General features: G+C 71.9%; 23 protein-coding genes. 13 read left to right on the top strand and 10 right to left on the bottom strand.

The window, feature by feature from the left end:
• Positions 1-36: 36 nt before the first annotated feature.
• The 4 genes from ABZX61_RS14875 to ABZX61_RS14860 form a co-directional block, all read right to left on the bottom strand.
• Positions 37-639: an A24 family peptidase gene (locus ABZX61_RS14875; RefSeq protein WP_355194698.1), complete on the bottom strand. Its 603-nt coding sequence runs from the start codon at positions 637-639 to the stop codon at positions 37-39.
• Positions 640-848: 209 nt separating this feature from the next.
• Positions 849-1,379: an SseB family protein gene (locus ABZX61_RS14870; protein ID WP_350722496.1), complete on the bottom strand. Its 531-nt coding sequence runs from the start codon at positions 1,377-1,379 to the stop codon at positions 849-851.
• Between the two features lie 11 nt (positions 1,380-1,390).
• Positions 1,391-2,155, bottom strand: coding sequence for an HD domain-containing protein (locus ABZX61_RS14865; RefSeq protein ID WP_355194696.1), 765 nt, complete (start codon positions 2,153-2,155; stop codon positions 1,391-1,393).
• A complete protein-coding gene (locus tag ABZX61_RS14860; RefSeq protein WP_355194695.1) occupies positions 2,155-2,499 on the bottom strand; it encodes a helix-turn-helix transcriptional regulator in 345 nt (114 codons plus the stop codon). Before ABZX61_RS14860 ends, ABZX61_RS14865 begins: the two co-directional genes overlap by 1 nt.
• A gap of 44 nt (positions 2,500-2,543) precedes the next feature.
• Here ABZX61_RS14860 and ABZX61_RS14855 point away from each other — a divergent pair, with 44 nt between their 5' ends.
• A complete protein-coding gene (locus ABZX61_RS14855; RefSeq protein ID WP_355194694.1) occupies positions 2,544-2,756 on the top strand; it encodes a nucleotidyltransferase family protein in 213 nt (70 codons plus the stop codon).
• 62 nt (positions 2,757-2,818) lie between these two features.
• Here ABZX61_RS14855 and ABZX61_RS14850 read toward each other — a convergent pair whose 3' ends face one another.
• Positions 2,819-3,910 (bottom strand): ring-opening amidohydrolase, encoded by a 1,092-nt coding sequence (locus ABZX61_RS14850; RefSeq protein ID WP_355194692.1) that lies wholly within the window; start codon positions 3,908-3,910, stop codon positions 2,819-2,821.
• Positions 3,911-4,079: 169 nt separating this feature from the next.
• On the opposite strand from ABZX61_RS14850, the gene ABZX61_RS14845 reads away from it, so the two are divergent.
• The 3 genes from ABZX61_RS14845 to ABZX61_RS14835 all read left to right on the top strand — a co-directional run bounded on the left by ABZX61_RS14845 (position 4,080) and on the right by ABZX61_RS14835 (position 7,117).
• On the top strand, positions 4,080-4,748 hold the full coding sequence (locus ABZX61_RS14845) for an alpha/beta hydrolase (RefSeq protein WP_355194690.1): 669 nt from the start codon (positions 4,080-4,082) through the stop codon (positions 4,746-4,748).
• Positions 4,749-4,852: 104 nt separating this feature from the next.
• Positions 4,853-5,968, top strand: a complete 1,116-nt coding sequence (locus tag ABZX61_RS14840) for an FUSC family protein (RefSeq protein WP_355194688.1) — start codon at positions 4,853-4,855, stop codon at positions 5,966-5,968.
• 51 nt (positions 5,969-6,019) lie between these two features.
• Positions 6,020-7,117 carry an FUSC family protein gene (locus ABZX61_RS14835; protein ID WP_350722511.1) on the top strand — a complete coding sequence of 366 codons (1,098 nt, stop codon included), beginning with the start codon at positions 6,020-6,022 and terminating at the stop codon, positions 7,115-7,117.
• Between the two features lie 180 nt (positions 7,118-7,297).
• Here the strand turns inward: ABZX61_RS14835 and ABZX61_RS14830 are convergent, their stop codons facing one another.
• Positions 7,298-8,314: an aldo/keto reductase gene (locus ABZX61_RS14830; protein WP_355194685.1), complete on the bottom strand. Its 1,017-nt coding sequence runs from the start codon at positions 8,312-8,314 to the stop codon at positions 7,298-7,300.
• Between the two features lie 90 nt (positions 8,315-8,404).
• On the opposite strand from ABZX61_RS14830, the gene ABZX61_RS14825 reads away from it, so the two are divergent.
• A complete protein-coding gene (locus ABZX61_RS14825) occupies positions 8,405-8,953 on the top strand; it encodes a helix-turn-helix domain-containing protein (RefSeq protein WP_355195186.1) in 549 nt (182 codons plus the stop codon).
• A gap of 6 nt (positions 8,954-8,959) precedes the next feature.
• On the opposite strand, the gene ABZX61_RS14820 is transcribed toward ABZX61_RS14825, so the two are convergent.
• The gene (locus ABZX61_RS14820; RefSeq protein WP_355194683.1) at positions 8,960-10,126 is read right to left on the bottom strand and encodes a pyridoxal phosphate-dependent aminotransferase; all 1,167 of its coding nucleotides are present in this window, start codon (positions 10,124-10,126) and stop codon (positions 8,960-8,962) included.
• A gap of 150 nt (positions 10,127-10,276) precedes the next feature.
• On the opposite strand from ABZX61_RS14820, the gene ABZX61_RS14815 reads away from it, so the two are divergent.
• Genes ABZX61_RS14815 through ABZX61_RS14785 form a run of 7 tightly spaced genes read left to right on the top strand, consistent with a single transcriptional unit; the run spans position 10,277 to position 16,921 of the window.
• On the top strand, positions 10,277-11,932 hold the full coding sequence (locus tag ABZX61_RS14815) for an alpha/beta hydrolase (protein ID WP_355194681.1): 1,656 nt from the start codon (positions 10,277-10,279) through the stop codon (positions 11,930-11,932).
• Positions 11,929-12,849: a DUF418 domain-containing protein gene (locus tag ABZX61_RS14810; protein WP_355194679.1), complete on the top strand. Its 921-nt coding sequence runs from the start codon at positions 11,929-11,931 to the stop codon at positions 12,847-12,849. Before ABZX61_RS14815 ends, ABZX61_RS14810 begins: the two co-directional genes overlap by 4 nt.
• Positions 12,809-13,585: a carbon-nitrogen hydrolase family protein gene (locus tag ABZX61_RS14805; protein ID WP_355194677.1), complete on the top strand. Its 777-nt coding sequence runs from the start codon at positions 12,809-12,811 to the stop codon at positions 13,583-13,585. Before ABZX61_RS14810 ends, ABZX61_RS14805 begins: the two co-directional genes overlap by 41 nt.
• A 26-nt stretch (positions 13,586-13,611) precedes the next feature.
• Positions 13,612-14,058 (top strand): hypothetical protein, encoded by a 447-nt coding sequence (locus tag ABZX61_RS14800; RefSeq protein WP_355194675.1) that lies wholly within the window; start codon positions 13,612-13,614, stop codon positions 14,056-14,058.
• Complete coding sequence (locus ABZX61_RS14795) at positions 14,055-14,453, top strand: hypothetical protein (RefSeq protein ID WP_350722531.1); 399 nt, start codon at positions 14,055-14,057, stop codon at positions 14,451-14,453. The genes ABZX61_RS14800 and ABZX61_RS14795 overlap by 4 nt, the downstream gene beginning before the upstream one ends.
• A gap of 33 nt (positions 14,454-14,486) precedes the next feature.
• Positions 14,487-14,984, top strand: a complete 498-nt coding sequence (locus ABZX61_RS14790) for a SigE family RNA polymerase sigma factor (RefSeq protein ID WP_350722533.1) — start codon at positions 14,487-14,489, stop codon at positions 14,982-14,984.
• Positions 14,981-16,921 (top strand): hypothetical protein, encoded by a 1,941-nt coding sequence (locus tag ABZX61_RS14785; RefSeq protein WP_355194673.1) that lies wholly within the window; start codon positions 14,981-14,983, stop codon positions 16,919-16,921. The genes ABZX61_RS14790 and ABZX61_RS14785 overlap by 4 nt, the downstream gene beginning before the upstream one ends.
• Here the strand turns inward: ABZX61_RS14785 and ABZX61_RS14780 are convergent.
• Positions 16,918-18,402 (bottom strand): carboxyl transferase domain-containing protein, encoded by a 1,485-nt coding sequence (locus ABZX61_RS14780; RefSeq protein ID WP_355194671.1) that lies wholly within the window; start codon positions 18,400-18,402, stop codon positions 16,918-16,920. The genes ABZX61_RS14785 and ABZX61_RS14780 overlap by 4 nt on opposite strands.
• A 74-nt stretch (positions 18,403-18,476) precedes the next feature.
• Positions 18,477-19,634 (bottom strand): CoA transferase, encoded by a 1,158-nt coding sequence (locus ABZX61_RS14775; RefSeq protein ID WP_355194669.1) that lies wholly within the window; start codon positions 19,632-19,634, stop codon positions 18,477-18,479.
• A gap of 77 nt (positions 19,635-19,711) precedes the next feature.
• On the opposite strand from ABZX61_RS14775, the gene ABZX61_RS14770 reads away from it, so the two are divergent.
• Entirely contained in the window at positions 19,712-20,284 is a 573-nt protein-coding gene (locus tag ABZX61_RS14770; protein WP_355194667.1) for a hypothetical protein, read from the top strand.
• Positions 20,285-20,353: 69 nt separating this feature from the next.
• On the opposite strand, the gene ABZX61_RS14765 is transcribed toward ABZX61_RS14770, so the two are convergent.
• Entirely contained in the window at positions 20,354-21,013 is a 660-nt protein-coding gene (locus ABZX61_RS14765) for a histidine phosphatase family protein (RefSeq protein ID WP_355194665.1), read from the bottom strand.
• Between the last annotated feature and the right edge of the window lie 254 nt (positions 21,014-21,267).

Raw genomic sequence — 21,267 nt, 5'->3', positions numbered from 1 at the left:
AGTCTTCCATGTGCTGCCTAGTGAGATGTCCCGCGTTCACCAGCCGAGACAGAGTGTCGTGAACGCGCCCAGCAGCATGAACGGCCCGAACGGGAACTGGGTGTGCCGCGTCCCGCGCCTGGACAGCAGGAGCGCCAGGCCGTAGAGGGCGCCGAGCAGCTGGCCGCCGAAGGCCGCGACGATCCACGCCTGCCAGCTCAGCGCGGCGGCGGCCATCCCGATGAGCCCGGCCAGCTTGACGTCCCCAAGCCCCATCGCCTCCGGCCTGATGAACCAGAGCAGCCCGTACACGGCCGTCAGCGCCACCCCGCCGGCCAGCGCCCTGGGCAGCTCTCCCGTCGGCGCCAGGGCCAGGGCCATGATCGGGTACGCCGGGAGCGTGATCGCGTCGGGCAGCAGGCTGGTACGCCAGTCGACGACCGCCAGCGCGGTGCCGATGAGGGCGAAAGGTACGTACGGCAGCCCGAACCGCCAGGCGACCAGCGCGGCCACGGCGGCGGTCACCAGCTCGACGCCCGGGCCGGGTCGCTGGATCACCGCGCCCAGGTCGTAGTGGACCGGGCCCTCGTCGTAGGAGTCGGCCAGCCCGCGGATGTGGCGTCCGCAGATCAGCCCGGCGAGCGCCATGAGTGCGACCACGAGCCGACCTTAATGCGCCACCCCGTCCACGCGGGGCCCTATCAATCCACCTGCTACGGCTTTGCCGCGCGCCCATCAACCCTCCGCAGGCGGCATGCGCCCGGCCATCGGCCCCCCTAAGGCGGACGACACGCGCCCGCCTCGGCCGGACCGACCCACGCCCGGCACAGCTCCGCCGATCGGCACCCGGCCCCGCGGGGCGTACGTCATCAGCCCTTTCTGGAGAACCACCGCCGGCGCCGGACGGGCTCCACCTTGGCGACGGTCACACCGTCGAGCCGATCGACGGTCCCCGACTCGACGGCCGCCAGCGCCTCCAGCACCGCTCCCTCGATCACGAACTGCACCGGCCCCGCCACGTCCACCACGACCGCCGCCGCCTTCTCCTGCACCGCCGCCCGGCACACCTGCAACGCCGTGGCCTGGATGGGCCGGGCGTCGGGCCGCCATCGGGCCAGCGCCTGGCTGCCGGTGAACGCGAGCACCGCCTCCCTGCCGTCCGCCCCGACGAGCTTGGGCAGCGCCATCTCGCTCTCCTTCTCCTGCCGCAGCCCGTGCGCGCCGACCTCGCTCTCGGTCAGCAACGCCACGACGGGCACCAGCAGCCTGGCCCCGCTGAGGGCGTTCAGCACGTCGGCGGCGTCGGCGGTGCCGGCCTGATAGGAGGCCAGGGCGGCGGCCACGGCGGGCGCGGCGCCACCGTCGTCGTCGGGATCGAGAGGTCGCGGGATGCTCGGCACAACCCCCGAGATTACCCGCGCCCGCCCCTGCCCCCGAGCCTGGCCCACAGCGCCCGTACGCCGGTTCCCCGCACGGCGCCCACTCCCGGCCGGTGGCGGCCGCCCCGGCTGTCCCACCGCCGCAGGGTCATCGCCAGCCACGGCATCTCGCTGAGCAGCTGTACGGCGAACCGTATCCTCGGCCACCTGCCCGGGAGTGCCTGCAGTTCACCCAGCCACTCCTCCAACCAGCGGGCCCGCCATTCGCGTGGAAGCAGGATCGCGCCCGCGGCGATGACGCCGAAGGATGCCCGAATGCCTTCCCGGCCGGGGAGGTTGGCGATGGCGAGCCGTTCGAGCCGGCGCCTCGCCTCGGGCAGCCAGCGCAGCGTCCGCAGGTTGTGCAGCCGATCTGCCAGCTTGAGCATCAGCACGCGCTCGCCCGTCTCACTCGCCCAGATCACGGGCACTTGCCGGGGATCCCGCAACGCGGCCATGTCGCGTACCAAGCGCACGATCGGCCCGCCGAATTCGCGCACCAGTTCCCGCTCCGGGCAGTCGGTGTCCTCCGGCACGTCGTGCAGGAGGGCCGCGCACAGCACCTCGTGGTCCATGCCCAGCTCGGCCAGTATCGTGGCGACGGCGACCGGATGGCTGATGTAGGGCTCGCCACTGCGCCGGCGCTGACCGCGATGCCAGTGGGCGGCCGTCAGGTGGGCCTGTTCGACCATCCGCAGCCGCTCGCCGTTCAGCGTGTCACCGACGGCCTCCAGCAGTGGCCGAAGCGAGCCGTTCATCACCCGCCCCCGGCCGGGCCCGGGCGGTTCAGCCAGCCGGGCACCTGCTGCCTGCGCGACCGGTACGCCCGCGCGACGGCGTCACGCGCCTGTTCCGCGCCGTCCGCGGTGATCCGGTAGTAGCGGCGGCGCGGACGTCCCTCCGCGACGTGCGTCTCCGGGTCCTCCCACCGGCTCTCCACCCAGCCGATCTGCTCCAGTCTGGCCAGGATCGGGTAGACCGTGCCGCTCGGCAGCTCCGCCAGCTCGCACACCTCGAGCCCGTAGCGATCGTGCCCGGGATCACGGAGCAGGGCTCGGAGGACAGCCTGGGTCGGCATGGTCATCCGCAGGCTTCTCTTCATATCTCGTACTCTACATAGCTAGAAGAAGGCCCACCCTGACCACCGTGCTCGACCTGCCCGGGTGGTGGGTGGCGGCGGGCGCGGTCGTCCAGACGATCTGGAACCACGTCACCGGCCGTGACCCCGAGCACGTGGCCGACGCGTTCGGCCTGGTGCTGCGGCCCAATCCCAGGCAAGCGCCCAGGCACGTGTACGAGGCCAAGGTGGCCCGGTGGACCGAGGAATGGCCCGGGCTCACCGCCCTCCCCTGGCCCTGAGCCCGGGTTCCCCGGCCCTGCCCCGATCCCCAGGGCCTCGATCCCCAGGGCCCTATGGCCGTCTATCCCAGGTCGGAGATGGCCGCGACCGGGCCGCCGCCCGAGGGACCCTGGTGGACGGCCGCCACCGAGACGAACACCGCCGGGTCGCCCGTGACCGAGGCCGCCACCCCGCCCACCGTCGCCTTGATCTGCCGGTGCCAGTGCACGTCCGAGTCGTCCAGCATGATGTTGCGCCGTCCGCGAACCCGTCCCGACGGGTCGGCCTCGCACTTCATGAACACGTTCACCAGCCGCCCCCCGAGGTCCGACGGGTGCGGGCGCTCCGGCAGCGGCAGCCCCGAGTCCCTGATGGCCTCCCAGATGCCGTCGGCGTCCAGGGCGTCCTTCATGACGCTGTGGCCGACGCGGTAGCGGCCGCCGATCCCGCGTACGTTCCCCACCAGCACGATCTGCGCCCGGTCCAGCTCCACCCCGGATGAGCACGAGGCCACGGACGAGTACAGCGACAGGTCCTTGTGGATCTGGTCGGCGCTCGGCATGTCGATCTCGCCGAGGGCGACGGCGATGCCGAGGGCGGTGGTCGAGTTGGACAGGTCCATGGAGGGGCCGGTCTCCTCGATGGCGGTGTCCTGGCCGCGGCTCTTGGCCTCGGTGATGGTGGCCAGGGTGAGCAGTGGCGTCTTGGTCTGTACGTAGTGGACGTCGCGCGGGTCGTCGATCCCGGCGATCTTCATGGCCTCGCGTACGCCCGCCGCGACCTTCTCCACCATGGCGGGCCTGCCGATGTCCTCGGGCAGGATCACCTCGCTCATCGCCACGCCCACCGACAGCCGCGGCTCGTCGGACGGGAGCGCGTCGGCCGTGGTGGCGAAGATGGTGGCGTGCGGGCTGAGCACGCCGTCCGTGCCGCCCGACCACACCAGCGGCACGCTCTCCGGCGCCGGATGCCCGTGCTCCGCCAGCACCTCGCGGAAGGCCCGGTCGGCGAGGATGCGCGTGTAGTCGTTCACGCCGCCGTTGCCCTCGGTCTTGCCGACGACGGCGAGCACCCGGCGCGCCTCGATCACCCCGTCGGCGATGAGCCGGGCGAGACCGGAGGCGTCGGTGACGCTCTCGATCGGCACCTTGCGTACTTCAATCGGGTCCGGCATATGACGCCCCTTCTCCGTTACCGGTCCTCCCCGCCCTCGCGACGCTATCCGAGCCGGTCAGCGGGGTTCATGGTCAATGTCTGCCCATGAAGCCCGCCGACGATGTCAAGGTGCGCTCAGCGCCACGGGCCGGGGAGCACGCCGGACGCCGGGCGATATGGTCGCCGGTGTGATTCGCGAAGCACACGTCAACGGGATCAAGCTCGTGTACCGGGAGGAAGGCGACCCCACCGCTCCCCCGCTCCTGCTCATCCACGGCCGGACCGCCAACCACAACGACTGGAACGGCATCACCCAGCACTTCGCGGCGCGCTACCACGTCATCGCCCCCGACCTGCGCGGGCACGGGGTCAGCGACTACCAGGGCCCGTACGAGGTGCCGGAGATGGCCGAGGACGTCGTCGCGCTGCTCGACCACCTGGGCATCGGGCGCGCCACGCTGGTCGGGCACTCGCTCGGAGGCGTGGTGGCCTACCACGCGGCCATGAACCACCCGGACCGGGTCGAGCGGCTCGTGCTCGAGGACGCGCCGCCGCCGCTCCCCTTCAAGAACCGCCCGCCGGTCGTCGAGGACGATTCGACCGGATTCGACTGGCGCATGATGCACGACACGGAACGGCAGCTGGCCGGCCCCGATCCCGCCTGGCTGGACGGGCTCGGCAAGATCACGGCGCCGACGCTGGTGTTGAGCGGCGGGGACCAGAGCCCCGCCAACACCGGGGAGGTGGCGGCGCGGATCCCGGGGGCGCGGCTGGTCACGATCGACGTCGGGCATCTGATCCACACCACGGCCCGCAGCCGGTTCCTGCAGGCGGTGGACACCTTTCTGGACGGCTGACGGGCCGCATCTCATCACGCCGTAACCCCGGTGTCACGTATGCACGGCAGGGTAGGGGCGTGGTTGACATGCACGTACATCAGCGTCTGGGCAGACTGAGGCTGATGGCCCCCACGATCGGCCAGTGCGCGATCGGAGCCGCGATCGCCTGGCTCGTGGCCAAGAACCTGCTGGGCCACAGCCGCCCGTTCTTCGCGCCCATCGCCGTCGTGGTCTGCATCGGCGTGGCGCTGGGCCAGCGGCTGCGGCGGGTGGTGGAACTGGTCGTCGGGGTCACCCTCGGCGTCGGCGTCGGCGACCTGCTGGTGTCGCGGATCGGCTCGGGCGCCTGGCAGATCGCGCTGGTGGTGGCGCTGGCCATGGCCGTGGCGGTGCTGCTCGACAGCGGTTCGCTGATCGTCCTCCAGGCGGGCTCGTCGGCCGTGCTCGTCGCCACGCTCCTGCCGCCGAGCGGCAGCGGCGGGTTCGACAGGATGGTCGACGCCCTGGTCGGCGGGCTCATGGGGCTCGCGGCCGTCGCCCTGCTGCCCACCAGCCCGGCGGCGCTGGCGAGGAGGCACGCGAAGGGGACGTTCGGCGCGCTGGCCGACGCGTTGCGGCAGATCGCCGAGGCCATCGAGAACCGCGACGCGCGCGTGGCCTCCGACGCGCTGGAGGAGGCGCGCGGCAGCCACAAGAACGTGGAGGAGTTCAGGCAGGCGCTGGAGACGAGCAAGGAGATCGCCACCATCTCGCCGCTCCACCGCCACCGCCGCCCCTTCCTGGACGGGTACGAGCAGGCGGCCGTGCCACTCGATCACGCGCTCAGAAACGCCAGAGTGCTGGCCAGGCGGGCCATCGTGGCACTCGACGGCCCCGGCGCCCTCCCACCCCGGCTGCCGGGCGAGCTGCGCGAACTGGCCGACGCGACACTCATGCTGCGGGACGACCTCGCCGCCGGACGCTCGCCGGAAAGGGCGCGCCGGGCGATCCTGTCGGTGGCCTCGCGGCAGCGCGCGGAGCGGTGGGGCTTCTCGGCGGACGTGATGACCGCCCAGCTCAGGTCCATCATCGTGGACCTCCTCCAGGCGACCGGCATCGATCGGGACGAGGCGGTCGCGACCCTGCCGCCGCTGGACGTCCACCCCGACGACCCATCAACCGACTCGCCCGACCCCGGCGCGGAGAGCGATCCCCCAAGCTCTGAAAAATCCCCACAACACCCGACGAAAAGGACGTAGCTGGGGCAAACGTGACCTCAATGTCATATAGATCCGCCTTAAGGTAGAGGGGTGCGAACCAGGCTCAGCGATCATGTGAAGGAACGACTGGGCACGTTCGGCCTCATGGCCCCCTCCATCGCGCAGTGCGCGGTGGGCGCCGCACTGGCCTGGATCATCGCCATGGAGCTGCTCGGCCACCCCCGCCCGTTCTTCGCGCCGATCTCGGTGCTGATCTGCGTGGGCGTCGGGCTGGGGCAGCGGCTGCGCAGGGTGGCCGAGCTGGTGATCGGCGTCAGCCTCGGGGTGGGCATCGGCGACCTGCTGGTGTCCTGGATCGGTTCGGGCGCCTGGCAGCTCGCGCTCGTGGTGGCGCTGGCGATGGCCGTCGCGGTGCTGCTGAACAGCGGGGCGCTGTTCGTCGCGCAGGCCGGGTCGTCGGCCGTGCTGGTGGCCACCCTGGTGCCCGGCGACGGGGCCGGCGGGCTGGACCGGATGGCCGACGCGCTCACCGGGGGCATCGTCGGGGTCATGGCGGTCGCGCTGTTGCCCGCCAGCCCGTTCACGATCGCGGCCAAGCACCTGTCCGGGGTGCTCGACGCGCTGTCCACGGTGCTGGAACGAGCGGCGGAGGCGATCGAGAAGCGGGACGTGGAGCTGGCGGCGGAGGCGCTGGAGGAGGCGCGGAACACGCAGGAGGCGGTGGAGGAGTTCGAGCACGCGCTGGAGACCGCCAAGGAGATCACGATGCTCTCGCCGCTGCACTGGCACCGGAAGGCCAGGCTGGCGCGCTACGAGACCGCCGCCGTGCCGGTGGATCTGGCGCTGCGGAACGCCCGGGTGCTGAGCAGGCGTACCCTCGCCTCGCTCGGGGAGGCCAGCCCGCCGCCCACCGCCCTGGCGGAGGCCCTGCGCGAGGTCTCGGAGGCGGCGCTGCTGCTGCAGCTGGAGCTCGGCGCCGGCCGCGAGCCGACGCTGGCGCGCCAGGCGCTGCTGGCGGTGGCGGCGCGGGAGCGGCCCGACGGGCTCGGCTTCTCGGCGCACGTGATCATCGCGCAGCTGCGTTCGGTGGTCGTGGACCTGCTGCAGGCGACCGGGATGGAGCACGAGGCGGCCACGGACACGCTCACCCCGCTGGACGAGCCCCGCGACGAGACCAGCCGCCGCTGACGGTCGTACCCGAGCAGGAACGGCTCGCCGTCCCGCGTCCCGGCCGCCCACGCGCTGGTGGGGCCGCTGGCGATGACGTCCCACAGCCGGCTGCCGGGGTCCTCACCGACGTAGGTGTAGCGCCAGCCGCCGGGGTCGGCGTCGCCGAGGGGGTGACGCGATCGGTCGCCGGCGGCTGGATCAGCGGGGGACGAGGTGGAAGAACGAGCCGTCCATGGGGCCGAGGTCGTGGTGGGAGATCTCGTCCAGCCGGGCCGCCGCCTCGTCCGGGAGGTCGAGGTCGAACGCCGCCAGGTTCTCCCGCAGCTGCTCCACCGATCGCGGGCCGATCAGCACCGAGGTCACCCCGGGCCGCCGCGCCACCCAGGCCAGGGCCACCGCTGCCGGTGCGGCGCCGAGTTCGGCCGCGACCTTGACGAGTTCGTCGGCGATGTCCAGATTGCGGTCGTTGAGCAGCGATCGGGCCCAACGGTTCGCGCCGGGGAGGGAGTGGCCGAGCAGCCTGCCCATGCGGCTGTCGGGGTCGGGGGTCTCGACGTGCCGGTAGCGGCCGGTCAGCACGCCGCCGCCGAGTGTCCCGTACACGACGGCGCCGATCCCGTGCCGCTCGCACGCCGGCAGGATCTCCGCCTCGATCACCCGCTGGATGAGCGAGTACTGCGGCTGCAGGCTCACGAACGGCGTGCCGCCCACGCGGGCGGCGGCCCACTGCGACTCGACGAGCTGGGTCGCGGTGAAGTTGGAGCAGCCGAGGTAGCGGACCTTGCCCGCCCTGACGAACCCGTCCAGCGTGGCCATCGTCTCCTCGATCGGCGTCGCCGGGTCCCACTGGTGGCACTGGTAGAGGTCCACATAGTCGGTGCCGAGCCGGCGCAGGCTGGCGTCGAGGGCTCTGGTGAGGTGGCGGCGCGACAGGCCGCGCCCTTCCGTACCCACCGGCATGGCGCCCTTGGTGGCCAGCACGACCCACTCGCGCCTGCCCTTCAGCGCACGGCCGACGATCTCCTCGGTCTCGCCCCGGTGGTACAGGTCGGCGGTGTCGATGAAGTTGCCGCCCGCGTCGAGGAACGCGTCGATGATCCGGCCCGCCTCGGCCTCGTCACTGGCGGCCAGGCCGTACTCGGTGCCGAAGTTCATGGTGCCCAGGCAGGCCCTGGAGACGCGCAGGCCGGAACGGCCGAGATTCAGGTAGTCCAAGGGATTCCCCCTAGAATCGGAATGGTTGTTCCGGATGTTGACCATACGGAACAACGGTTCCGGTTGTCAACGAGGAAGGGGCTCTCCGTGATGCGTGCGGACGCGCGACGCAATCGCGCCCGGGTGCTGGAGGCCGCCGAAGTGGTTTTGGCCAGGGACGGGCTGTCCGCGTCGATGCGCGAGATCGCCTCGCTGGCCGGGGTGGGGGTGGGGACGATCTACCGCCAGTTCCCCACCAAGGAGGACCTCTACCAGGCGATCGTCGTCGACCGGATGGCGCGGCTGGCCGCGCTGGCCGACGAGCTGGCCACGGCCCCGGACGCCGGGGAGGCGTTCTTCGAGTACTTCACGATGATCGTGGAGGATTCGACCGTCAAGAAGGTACTCGTGGACGCCCTGGCGGCGGCGGGGATCGACGCCAAGGCGGGGATGCCGGACATCCGGGGGGCCATCGAGACGCTGCTGGTGCGGGCGCAGGGCGCCGGGGCGGTTCGGGGGGATGTGGGGATGGCCGAGTTGCTGGCGCTGTTGAGCGCCACGTGTCTGGCGGCGCAGCACAACGGGTGGGACGAGGGCCTGCGGACGAGGACCCTCGCCATCGTCTTCGACGGCCTCCGACCCTCGCCACCGACCCGATGACGCCCGTTAGGTGGAGAGGCGTTTGAGGCGGGTCACGGCCTCGTCGATGACCTCGTCCTTCTTGCAGAACGCGAACCGGACGAAGTGCCGCCCCCGGTCGGCGTGGTCGTAGAAGACCTGGGTCGGGATGGCCACCACGCCGGCCAGGTCCGGGAGGCGGCGGGTGAGTTCGAGGCCGTCGGTGAAGCCCAGGGGGCGGATGTCGGTCTGGACGAAGTACGTGCCGGAGGGCCGCAGGACGGAGAACCCGGCGGCCGCGAGGCCCTCCATGAGGCGGTCGCGCTTGTCCTGGAGGCCGGCGCGCAGCGCGGACACCCACTCGAGCTCGTGCCGCAGCCCGTACGCCACCGCCATCTGCCACGGCGCGCTCGACGTGAACGTGAGGAACTGCTTGACCGTCTGCAGCGCCGTGACCAGGGCGGGAGGGGCGCAGATCCAGCCGGTCTTCCAGCCGGTGACCGAGAACGTCTTGCCCGCGGACGAGATCATCACCGTGCGCTCGCGCATGCCGGGCAGCGTGGCCAGCGGGATGTGCTCGACCCCGTCGAACGTCAGGTGCTCGTACACCTCGTCGGTCACCGCGATCAGCCCGCGCTCCTGGCAGAGCTCGGCGATGACCTCGAGCTCGGCGCGGGTGAAGACGGTGCCGGTGGGGTTGTGCGGGGAGTTGACGAGGATGACGCGGGTGCGCGGGGTGACGGCGGCGCGCAGCTCGTCGGGGTCGAACGTGAAGCGCCCGTCCACCGGGCGCATCGTGACGGCGACCAGGCGAGCCTGGGCGAGCGCGATCGAGGCCGCGTACGAGTCGTAGTACGGCTCGAAGGCGATCACCTCGTCCCCCGGCTCGCAGAGGGCGAGCACGGCCGACGCGATGGCCTCGGTGGCCCCCACCGTGACCAGGATCTCGCCCGCCGGATCGTAGGAGAGGTCGTAGTGGGCGGAGCGGTGTTCCGAGATCGCCCGGCGCAGCTCCAGGACCCCCGGACCCGGCGGGTACTGGTTGGCGCCCGAGGTGATCGCCTGGACCGCGCGGTCGAGCATGGCCGCGGGCCCGTCGGTGTCGGGGAAGCCCTGGCCGAGGTTGATGGATCCGGTCTCGGCGGCGAGCGCGCTCATCTCCGCGAAAATCGTCGTGCCGAAGGCGCGCATCCTGGCAACAAGTGGTTCGGTCACGGCACTTAGGCTATGCCCGGCGGGAAAGCCGCTCATCATTCCGCCCCCTGATGTCGCGAAGGGCATGGGCGGTTCGCCGCGCCTTGTCGGTAGTCTCGACCCGTGATCATTCGGGTCGTGCTAGCCCTCGCTTTAATGACGCCCCCTGTCATGACCCCGTCGGACGCCGGCCCGAGCGCCTGCCCGGTCGTCATGCCACCCCGTACGACGTGCGGTTTTCTCGAGGTCCCCGAGCGCAGGGACGCGCCGGAGCGGAAGATCAAGGTGGGGTACGCGGTCCACGCCTCCACCGCCAAGGACCGCAGGCCCGACCCCGTGGTGTACATGAGCGGGGGCCCGGGGTCGGCGTCCATGCAGCTGACCGGGTTCCTGAGCCAGATGTTCCCCGATCGCGACGTGGTGACGATCGAGCAGCGCGGCAGCAAGTACTCCGAGCCGGTCCTGGGGTGCCCCGAGACGGCCGAGGCGCTGCTCGGACAGCTCAGGCGGCCCCCCGCCGACGTCGGCGCGGCGGCCGTCCGCTGCCGCAAGAGGCTCCAGGAGCAGGGCGTCGACCTGCGCGGATACAACACGAAGGAGATCGCGGCCGACGTGGTCGCGTTACGGGAGAAGCTCGGGTACGACTCCTGGAACCTGTTCGGCGTCAGCTACTCCACCAGGGTCATGATGGACGTGGCCGCCGCGGACCCCAAGGGCGTGCGGTCGGTGGTGCTGGACTCGTACCTGCCGGAGAGCGTCAACTGGTACGACGACGCCGACCGCAACCTGACCGACACGGCGGCGCGGCTGAACATGAAGGACGCGTTCGAGGCCATGACGACCCGGCTGAACGCCACCCCCGCGCAGGTGACGACGACCGACCCGCTGCTCGGCAAGGCGTTCGAGGCGCGGATCAGCGGTGACGACGTGGCCACGATCATGGCGGAGGCGCTGCACGAGGCGGACTTCGCGGCGGTCGCGCCCGCCATGGTCGGCGCGCTCGCGAAGGGCCACGACGAGCTGCTGCGGGCGCTGGCCGACGCGGTGGGCGAAGGGCTGGTGTCGCACGAGTTCGGGCTGTACCACGCGGTGCAGTGCCAGGACGAGGTCCCGTTCAACACATACACCACCAAATCCCGACTTTTCACCGTAAATGGGGACAAGGCGGTGTGTGATGCGTGGCAGCTCCCCAAGTCCAAGCCCGTCAACGCCACCACCAAGGCCCCCGTGTACGTGGTGGGCGGCCAGTACGACCCCACCACCCCCACCAGGACCACCAGGCCCGCGGCCGAGGCCCTCCCCGGCGCCCGCTTCGAGGAGTTCCCCCGCGCCTCCCACGCCGTCTTCCTGACCAGCCCCTGCGCCCGCCGCAAGATCGTGGAGTTCCTCGACGCACCGGCCGGCGGCGCGGCCTCGCCGTGCGTCGACGACGCCGCCGGGCAGCCGGGCGACCTGCACGTGACCGCCACCCCGTACCAGATCTCGAAGTCGCCCTGGCTGGCCGCGCCCTTCGCGCTGTTCGCCCTCGTCTGCCTGATCCAGCTGGTCGCGGGCGCGCTGCGGGGCCGGGCGCTGGCGGCGTTCGGCGGGCTGGCCGGCGTGGCCTTCGCCGGGCTGGTCGGACAGTCCGTGTACGCCCTGGTCACCCGGAACGAGACCGCGCTCGCCGTCGGCGTGCCCGGCACGGCCGTCCTCTACACCTGGATCGCCGCCGCCTCGGCCGCGCTGACCGCCGCCGCGCTGCTGCGCGACCGGCGCTGGCCGCAGATCGCGGCGACCGCCGTCGGCGCCGGATTCCTCATATGGTGGTTGGCCTGGTTCCTGTGACGCGCATCCGTGAGCTCGACGCCCTCCGCGGTTTCGCGGTGGGCGGGATCATGCTGGTCAACACCTGGCAGCACACCGCCAAGGACCCGCGCAACGGCGTCGACTGGGTCATCGAGGCGCTGTTCCAGAGCCGGTTCTACCCGATCTTCTCGCTGCTGTTCGGCATCAGCTTCATGCTGTTCCTGCGCGGCAACAGCCGCTGGGCGCTGCTGAGCCGGCTGTTCTGGCTGTTCTGCCTCGGGCTGGTCCAGCACACGTTCTACGAGGGCGAGGTGCTGACCTACTACGCCGTCTACGGCGCGGCGGTGCTGCTGCCTGCCTCGTTCCTGACCGGCGGCCTGCCGGTGCTGCTGCTCGGGGTGGGGGTGCTGGCGTGGGGGCTCCAGGTGGACGGCGGGGTGTTGCTGATCCCCGGCCTGTTCCTGATCGGCATGGGGCTGTGGCGGCTGAGCCCGTCCAGGTCGCTGCTGCTGCCCTCGTTCGCGGTCACCGCGCTGGCCGGCGCGCTGCTGACGGCCGCCTGGGCGAGCCAGGGCGGGTGGATCCTCTACAGCACGGCCGCGCTGGCGGGCGCGGCGGCGTACTCGCTGGGACTGCTGCTGGCGCTGCGGCCGTGGTTGTCGGCGGTGCTGGAGCCGCTGGGCAGGATGGCGCTGACCAACTACGTCACGGGCACCGTCGTGATCGTCCTGGCCACCCCGCTGCTGAACACCGACCCGACGCGCTGGTCGGTGGTGGCGCTGGCGGCGGTGACCGTGGCGGTGCAGGTGCTGTTCAGCAGGTGGTGGCAGGCCAGGTTCAGGTACGGGCCGCTTGAGTGGATCTGGCGGTGCCTGACCTGGTTTCGAGTGGTACCCAACCGGTTAGAGTCGGGCCGTGACCGAAATCGCCCTCTGCCAGATCCCGGTGTCTCCTGACCCGGCCACGAACCTGAAACGTGCCCGGGAGGCGCTCGCCAGGGCCGAGGGGGCCGACTTGGCGATCTTCCCCGAGGCCACGCTCACCCGCTACGGGCGGCGCATCACGGACCTGGCCGAGCCGCTGGACGGGCCGTTCGTGTCGGGCCTGGCGGAGGCGGCCAGGAAGCACGGGCTGGCGGTGATCGCCGGAGTCTTCGAGCCGGGCGACGACCGCGTGCACAACACGGCCGTGGCCATCGACGCGCAGGGCGCGGTGCGGGCGGCGTACCGGAAGATCCACCTGTTCGACTCGTTCGGCGCGAAGGAGTCCGACCTGGTCGCGCCCGGCGCGGAGCCGACCGTGGTGGAGCTCGCGGGGCTCAAGGTCGGCCTCGTCACCTGCTACGACGTGCGTTTCCCCGAACTGGCCAGGGCGCTCGTGGACAAGGGCGCCGAGCTGTTCGCGGTGATCGCCGCATGGGGCTCCGGGCCGCTCAAGGAGGACCACTGGGTCACCCTGGTCAGGGCCCGGGCGCTGGAGAACACGATGTGGACGGCCGCCGTCGGCCAGGCGCCCAACCCGGCCGAGTCGTCCGACGGCTACGGGGTGGGCCGCAGCATGCTGGTCGATCCCCTGGGCGTGATCCGCGCCGATCTGGGCACGGCGCCCGGCGTGCAGACCGTGCGGGTGGATCACGAATGGACAACAGCCGCCAGGGCGACCCTGCCGTGCCTCCAACACCGGGTTCTCTGAGGTTCAACCGATCGTAAAGTAGTACCGTGAGCGGAACGCAGATGCAGAAGGTTGTCCCGCCGCGTCTGCTCGTGCCATACCTGTCGGGCAAACGCACGGTGATCTCGGGTTACGTCTACCGCGTGCAGGACTGCGTCAGGCTGACCACGCCTGAGTCGCTCTATCACGGGCTCGACCTGTCCTTCGACGGGTCGGAGCTGTTCGGCGAGGTGCCCGAGCTCTACGTGATGCGCTGGTACGCGCGCGACGTCGACACGTACGCGGTGCCGTACGGGCCCCACATGGGTGGCGACTGGAGCGACGCGCCGCCGTTCGCCGGCAACGGTTTCACAACATCGTCGGATCACGTGGTGCCGCAGTTCCACACCGTTCCGATGCCGATCCCGGCCGGGACGGAGATCGTCCACGTCACCGCCGACGGCGAGCGGCCCTTCGCCGAGTACGACGGCCTGACTTGGCGGCCCGCCGCATGAGTGACGACGAGATCATGCCGGTCGCGTCCGGCTTCGTGGCGCGCTTCGACGGCCGCACGCTGCCCGCCGCCCTGGGCCCCGACAACGACCAGGTGGTGCTGTTCAGCGAGGTCGAGCTGGACGGGTTCGATCCCGCGTCGGGCTACTGGCGCAGGGTGGTGGCCAGGTCGCAGGTGGAGTGGCTCGTGCTGATCCGCACGGTGGGGGCGTTCGGCGGCGAGCCGTGCATCGTGATCGACGAGGACGACGACGGGCTGCACATCGCCTACACGGGGCACAGCGGGATGAAGGCGGAGGCGCTGGGCTACTGGCTGGTCGACCACGGCGCCTACGAGGTCGTGGTGCCCCGCGAGGAGGTCTTCTCGATCCGCGTCGAACGGATTCCGGTCCCCTAGTCAACCTGCCGCCGTTCCGGGTGTCTCTATGACGTGACCGAAACAGCGACCATGGCGCAGCCGTCGTTCGCCGACCTGTTCGCGGCCCAGTACCACTCCCTGGTACGCCTGGCCGGGCTGCTCGGCGCGGACGACCCTGAGGACATCGCCCAGGAGGCGTTCGCCCGGCTGCACACAAGGCGGTTGCGCGACGACGGGGCCGCCCTGGCCTACCTGCGCTCCATCGTCTGCAACCTGACGCGCAACCGCCTGCGCCACCTCAGCCTCGTACGACTGCGCCGCCCCGACCCTCCCGAACCGGCGCGCAGCAGCGAGCACGCCGTGCTCGTCTCCGAGGAGCACCGCGAACTGCTGGCCGCCGTGGACCGGCTGCCGCGCCGCCAGCGCGAGGCGCTCGTCCTGCGCTACTGGCTGGACCTGTCGGAACGCGAGATCGCCGACGCCATGGGCGTCTCGCCCGGATCGGTGAAGACGCACGCGAGCCGGGGCCTGGCGGCCCTGGGCAAGGCGCTGAAGGAGGAGGACGCGTGAACGACCTGGAAGAGCGCCTTCGAGCCGCGTTCGACGCCCGCGCCCGGAGCTACGAGCCCGACCCGAACGCCTGGGCGCGCATCATGGAGCGCCGGCCGCACCGCCGGCCGGCCCGGTGGCTGCTGGCCGCGCTGCCGGTGGCGCTGCTGGCCGTGTTCGTTCCTGCGCTGCTCAACGGGGGCCTGGGCAGGAACACCGCGATCGACCCGACCGGGATCTACCAGCAGCTCATGAAGGAGCGCACGCCCCTCGGCAAGGAGGCGTCCATCGACAACCCCTCCGAGGGCAAGCCGCTGCGGATCTGGTTCGCCAGAGGGAAGCTGGGCTATCCCGAGGTCTGCTACATCGTCGAGCGGGCCGCCGGCGAGCCGTACGGGGCCTGCGCCGACGCCGTCGAGTGGGAGGACGTGGACGCCTGGTTTGTGGGCAGCACGCTGCAGGACGGCGCCGGGACCGCAATGGACTGGGGGCTGGCGCTCCAGGACGTGGGCGCGGTGACCGGGGTCACGAAGGGCGGGCAGGAGTTCCAGGGCACGGTGCGGAGCCTGGACGGCGCGCCGTACCGGCTGTGGACGGTGACCTATCCGTCCCAGGATCCCATGTCCAAGATCCGGATCTCCAACGTCGACGGCAAGAACCTCGGGTGGTGGTCCCGCGACGGCCTGTTCCTGCCGGAGGGGCAGCCCATGAGCGCGCCCATGGAGCTGTCCCAGGGCATCTCCGTCCAGCCGTACCGGACGAAGGAGGGGACGCGGCTGACCTGGTCGCGACACGGCGCCGAACTCGGCTCTCAGCTGCCCTCCGCGACGGACCCGGTGGTGACCGTCAGCCCACGGCGAAACATGATCATCGGGTTCGCCCGCAAGGACGTCGCCAGAATCGAGGTCTCGTTCGGCGGCGGGAGCACGGCGAGCGTCGTGACCAGGCCCGATCCCTGGAACCTGGGCGTCACGCTGTTCGCCGCCATGAGCCCGTCCGACGACCGGGCCGAAAGTCGCCGCGTCACCGCCTACGACGCGTCGGGTAAGCAGGTCTGGAGCCAGGACGAGCCGGGCGAGGCAGCGCCGTTCGAGGACGACAAGGTCGCAGGCGAGGTGATGACCCTCCCGGGCACCGAAAGCTCCGGCCGCCCGGTACGCGTCTGGTTCACCCAGAGGACCGACGACGGGGACAGGTTCTGCTTCACCGGCGGGCCCGGGCCGAGCGACCGGGGCATGAGCGGCTGCTTCATCAGCTTCTCGCCGGACTCCTACTCCTTCCAGCAGGCGACCACCTACCTGCCGGACCCGGGCGCCGACATCTACTTCGGCCCGGCCCTCGCGGGCTGGGAGTCGGTCGAAGCGGTGCTCCACGACGGGCAGCGGGTCCGCGCCTCGTTCCTGCGCGGCGCGGGCGCCCCATACCCGGTCTGGCACGTCAGCGTCCCGCGCGGCACCGAGGTCGGGGGCTTCATCGTCAAGGCGAAGGGCAAGCCGGACAAGCAGGTGCCGAATTCCAACAAGGCTTGCACGAGGCAGGCCGCGAGGTCCGAGGCCACCCCTCAGCCCCTGCCGGCGGGCATCACGGCTCTCCTCGTGCCGGGCTGCGCGGCCTTCTGGGAGAACGGCGAGATGGTGCCGGCGCTGCCCGGGCCGCTACCCGGCGCGCGGCTGAGCGATCTGCTCGACGCCGAGCGGCCGGTCCAATGGGCCAGCCACAAAACGGCCTGGTACGGCTACGCACCCGCGGGCACGGCCAAGGTGGAGTTCCGCATGAAGGGCGGCGCCACCGCGACGGCCGAGGCCGTACCGGATTCGTGGGGGCAGAACGTGGCGCTGTTCGCGGCCCCGGCCCCCAAGGGAGGCGCCGAAGAAACCGTCGCCCTCACGGGCTATGACGCCGGCGGCAAGGAGTTGTGGCGATACGAGCTGCCCAATCGGCGCGCCCCGAAGTTCTAGCCGAGGTTGCGGAAGCGGGCCCGGCGGGCCGCGAAACGGTCCGCCGGGCTCAGCTCCAGCAGGTTCGCGATCTCGTACTCCAGCGCCCGCCCCACCCGCTCGCAGAACTGCCGCGGCTCGTACGCGGCGTCCGGCACCTCCGGGACGACCCGGTCCACGATGCCGTCGCGGCGCAGGTCGGTGGCGCGGATGTGCTGGGCCTGGGCGATCTCGGGCGCGAAGTCCACCGAGCGGTAGAGGATCGCCGAGGCGCCCTCCGGCGGCAGCGGCGACAGCCAGGCGTGCTGGGCGCAGAGCACCCGGTCGGCGGGCAGCAGCGCCAGCGCCGCCCCGCCCGCCCCCTCGCCGAGCAGCAGGCACACGGTCGGCGCGTCGAGCATGACCAGCTCGGCCAGGCAGCGGGCGATCTCGGCGGCCAGCCCGCCCTCCTCGGCCGCCTTCGACAGGTCGGCGCCCGCCGTGTCGACGACGGTGATCAGGGGCAGGCCCAGCTCGGCCGCCAGCCGCATGCCCCGCCGGGCCACCCTGAGCCCGGCCGGGCCGAGGGGCGAGTTGGTCCGCTGGACCCGCCGGTCCTGGCCGAGCACCACCGCCGGCGCCGTGCCGAACCTGGCCAGCGCGAGCAGCAGCCCCGGCTCGTTCTCACCCTCCCCGCTGCCGCTGAGCGGGGTCACGTCGGTGGCGGCGAGCTTGAGCAGCGTACGTACGCCGGGCCGGTCGTCGCGGCGCGAGCGGGTGATCGCCTCCCACGCCTCCACGGGCCGCAGGTCCTCCTCCGGAGGAGTGCCCGCCTCCACCCGCGACCTGTCGTCGGCGAGCACGCTGAGCGCCCTGATCGCGATCTCCCGCGCCTCCTCGGCCGGGACCACCGCGTCGATCAGGCCCTTGCGGTGGAGGTTCTCCGAGACCTGCACGCCTTCGGGGAACGGGTAGCCGTGCAGCGACTCGAACACCCGCGGCCCCATGAACCCGATCAGCGCACCCGGCTCGGCCGCCGTGACGTGCCCGAGCGACCCCCACGACGCGAACACCCCACCCGTCGTCGGGTGCCGCAGGTAGACCAGGTAGGGCAGGCCCTCGCTCCGGTGCAGCTGGATCGCGGTGGTGATCTTCACCATCTGGACGAACGCGAGCGCGCCCTCCTGCATCCGCGTGCCGCCCGACGCGGGCGCGGCCAGCACCGGCAGCCGCTCGCGGGTGGCCCGCTCGACGGCGGCCGTGAACCGCTCGGCCGCCGCCACCCCGATCGAGCCCGCCATGAACGAGAACTCGCACGCCACCACGGCCACCCTGCGGCCGCCGAGCAGCCCTTCGCCGGTGATGACGGACTCGTCGTAGCCGGACTTGGCGCGGGCCGCGGCCAGCTCGTCGGCGTAGGGGGAGCCGGGCGGCGCGGGGTCCGCGGGCGGCGCGTCCCACGACTTCCACGACCCCCGGTCGAGGATCGTTTCGATCAGTGTGCGCGCGTCCGGACGGCTCACTATCGCTCCCTAAATGTCGGCCAGCCTTGCAATGTTGACGCACGAAGAGATCGTCCGGTGCCGCGAAATGCGGATCATCGTTCGCGCTCTTCGAGCCAGGCGAGTACGGCGTCGCCGTCCTGACCGAGGGCGGGTGGCGCGGTGTGCTCGAACCCCTCGAGACCGTCGAAGCGCAGCGGCGGCCCGGGCAGCTCGATCGTGCCCAGCACCGGGTGCTCCACCTCGACGACCAGCCCCTGCGAGCGGGTCTGGTCCCAGGCGTAGACCTCGTCGAGCGTCCTGATCGCGCCCGCGGGCACGCCCTCCTCGCCCAGCCTGGCCAGCCAGTGGGCACGGTCGTGGGCCGCCAGGGCCTTCTCCATGTCCGCGATCAGCTCGTCCCGGTGCGCGAACCTGTCCCGGTTGGTCGCGTACTTCGCGGCGTCGGGGTCGATGCCGAGGAGCGTGGCGACCTTCTTCCACTGGCCGTCGTTGGCCGCGGCGATCTGCAGCATGCCGTCGGCGCAGCGGAAGGCGCCGTAGGGGGCGATGGAGGCGTGGTGGTTGCCGCCGGCCGCCGGCACCTTGCCGCCGACCGTCCAGGCGGTGCCGTGGTAGGCGTGGACGCCGGTGATGGCGGCCAGCAGCGAGGTGCGTACGACACGGCCCTTGCCGGTGCGCTCGCGCTCGTAGAGGGCGCCGGTGACGCCGTACGCGCCGTGGATGCCGGCGAGCAGGTCGGCGATGGAGGCGCCGACGCGGTAGGGCTCGTCGGGCGACGGCCCGGTCAGCGACATCAGGCCGGCCTCACCCTGGGCGATCTGGTCGTAGCCGGGCCGCCCGCCCTCCGGGCCGTCGTGGCCGAAGCCGGTGATCGACAGGATGACCAGGCGTGGGTTGAGCTCGTGGAGGCGCTCGACGGAGAAGCCCAGGCGGTCGAGCACGCCGGTGCGGAAGTTCTCGATCAGTACGTCGCTCTGGCGGACGAGGCGCTCGATGAGCCGCTTGCCGTCGGCGGACTTGAGGTCGACGGCGATGGACTGCTTGTTGCGGTTGGCTGCCAGGAAATAAGTCGAAATTTCGTGATCCGGTCCGACGAACGGCGGCCCCCACCCGCGCGACTCGTCACCCCCGTCCGGATGCTCCACCTTGATCACCCGAGCGCCCAGGTCACCCAGCATCTGCGCCGCGTGCGGCCCGGCCAGGGCCCTTGACAGATCGAGCACGACGATGTCACCGAGGGGTCCGAGCAAGATCAACCTCCTGCTTGCATTCGGGGCGAAAGAACATTCTCTCAGTAGCCCACACCACGTCTTCTACCCTGGGTCCGGTGAACCACCTGGCCGATCGCATCATGACCCTGCGCCCCTCGTGCGGCCCCGTCCGGCTGGTGGCCGTGGACGGGCCGGCGGGGGCGGGCAAGACGACGTTCGCGGGGCGGCTGGGGGCGGCGCTCGGCTGCCAGGTGATCCACAGCGACGACTTCCCCGTGCCGTGGGAGGAGGGGCCCGGCGGCTGGTTCCACGCGCTGGAGTCGCAGGTGCTGGTCCGGCTCCGGGACGGCGAGCCCGGGGGTTTCCGCAGGTACGACTGGGTGCGCGGCGAGTACGCCGAGCACGTGGCGGTCCCGGTCGCGCCGGTCCTGGTCATCGAGGGCGTCGGCACGGCCCGCGCCTCGATCGCCCGCCTGCTGGCCTTCACCGTCTGGATGGACGCGCCGCGGGCGCTGCGCTTCGCGCGGGTCATGGAGCGGGACGGGGCCGAGCTGGAGCCGCGGTGGCTGGAGTGGTTCGCGGCCGAGGAGAAGTGGTTCGCCGAGGACCGGACGCGCGACCGGGCCGACCTGATCGTCGAGACCGGGCCGGACCGGCCAGGGACGGGCGACGCCGCCGCGACCGGCTGATCGGAGACCGGCCAGAGGTGGCGGGAGCCGTCGAGACCGACCAGAGACGGGCGACGCCGTCGAGACCGGCTAGAGGTGGCCGACGTCGTTGAACCGGACGAGCCCGGAGCCGTCCCACACGGAGACGGAGGCGTTCAGCACCGGCGCGAACTCCAGGACGGCGGCCAGATCCGCGTCCGGGCCGCCCGCCAGGACGTGGCGCAGGCCCAGCACCACCGAGTCGTGGGCGACGATCAGCACCCGCCGCCCGGCCGCGTGCTCGCGCAGGTCGGCGAGGAGATCACGGAGCCGCGCCACGACGTCGGCCAGCGACTCGCCGCCGGGCGGCCGGAAGGCGTAGGCGCCCTCGGCCTCCCGCCGCGCCATCTCCTCGGGGAAGCGCTCTTTGATCGCGGCCAGGTTGTAGCGCGCGAACGCGCCCGCCTCCTGGTCCCTGAGCCGCCCGTCCACGGTGAGCGGGAGCGGGCCGGCGCCCCACGCCCGCAGGGCCACCCGCCACGTGTCGAGCGCCCGCAGGTAGGGCGAGCACCACACCACCTCGGGGGCCTCGGCGGCGGGCAGGCCCGCCAGCGACCGCCCGAACGCGGCGGCCTGGGCCCGGCCCAGGTCCGTCAGCGTGACCTCGTCGTCCCCGCGCTCGTAGACCAGGGGCGCCGACCCGGCCTCCCGGTGCGCGAGGTTGGCCTCGCTCTCCCCGTGCCGCACCGCCATGATCCGCGTCGGTCCCATCCCGACATCTTGTCACGGCACCCTCCGGCCAATTACGGTCAAGCCCGTTATATCGCTCTGGGAGGTCGTACGTGCGCACCATCCTCGCAACGCTCCTCGTTGCCTTATCCCTCTCGACTCCGGCCCGGGCCGAACCCGGCACGCCGCCCACTGACCGGCGCGACGCAGACGAAGACCACGGATGCATGGAGGTGGGTGAATGACGCATGTCCGGCAGCTACCGGCTCCAGAGGGACGCCGAGATCCTCCACACG

Source organism: Nonomuraea sp. NPDC003709 (assembly GCF_040610775.1).
GTDB lineage: Bacteria > Actinomycetota > Actinomycetes > Streptosporangiales > Streptosporangiaceae > Nonomuraea > Nonomuraea angiospora_A.
This window is presented reverse-complemented; position numbering and strand designations above follow the sequence as displayed.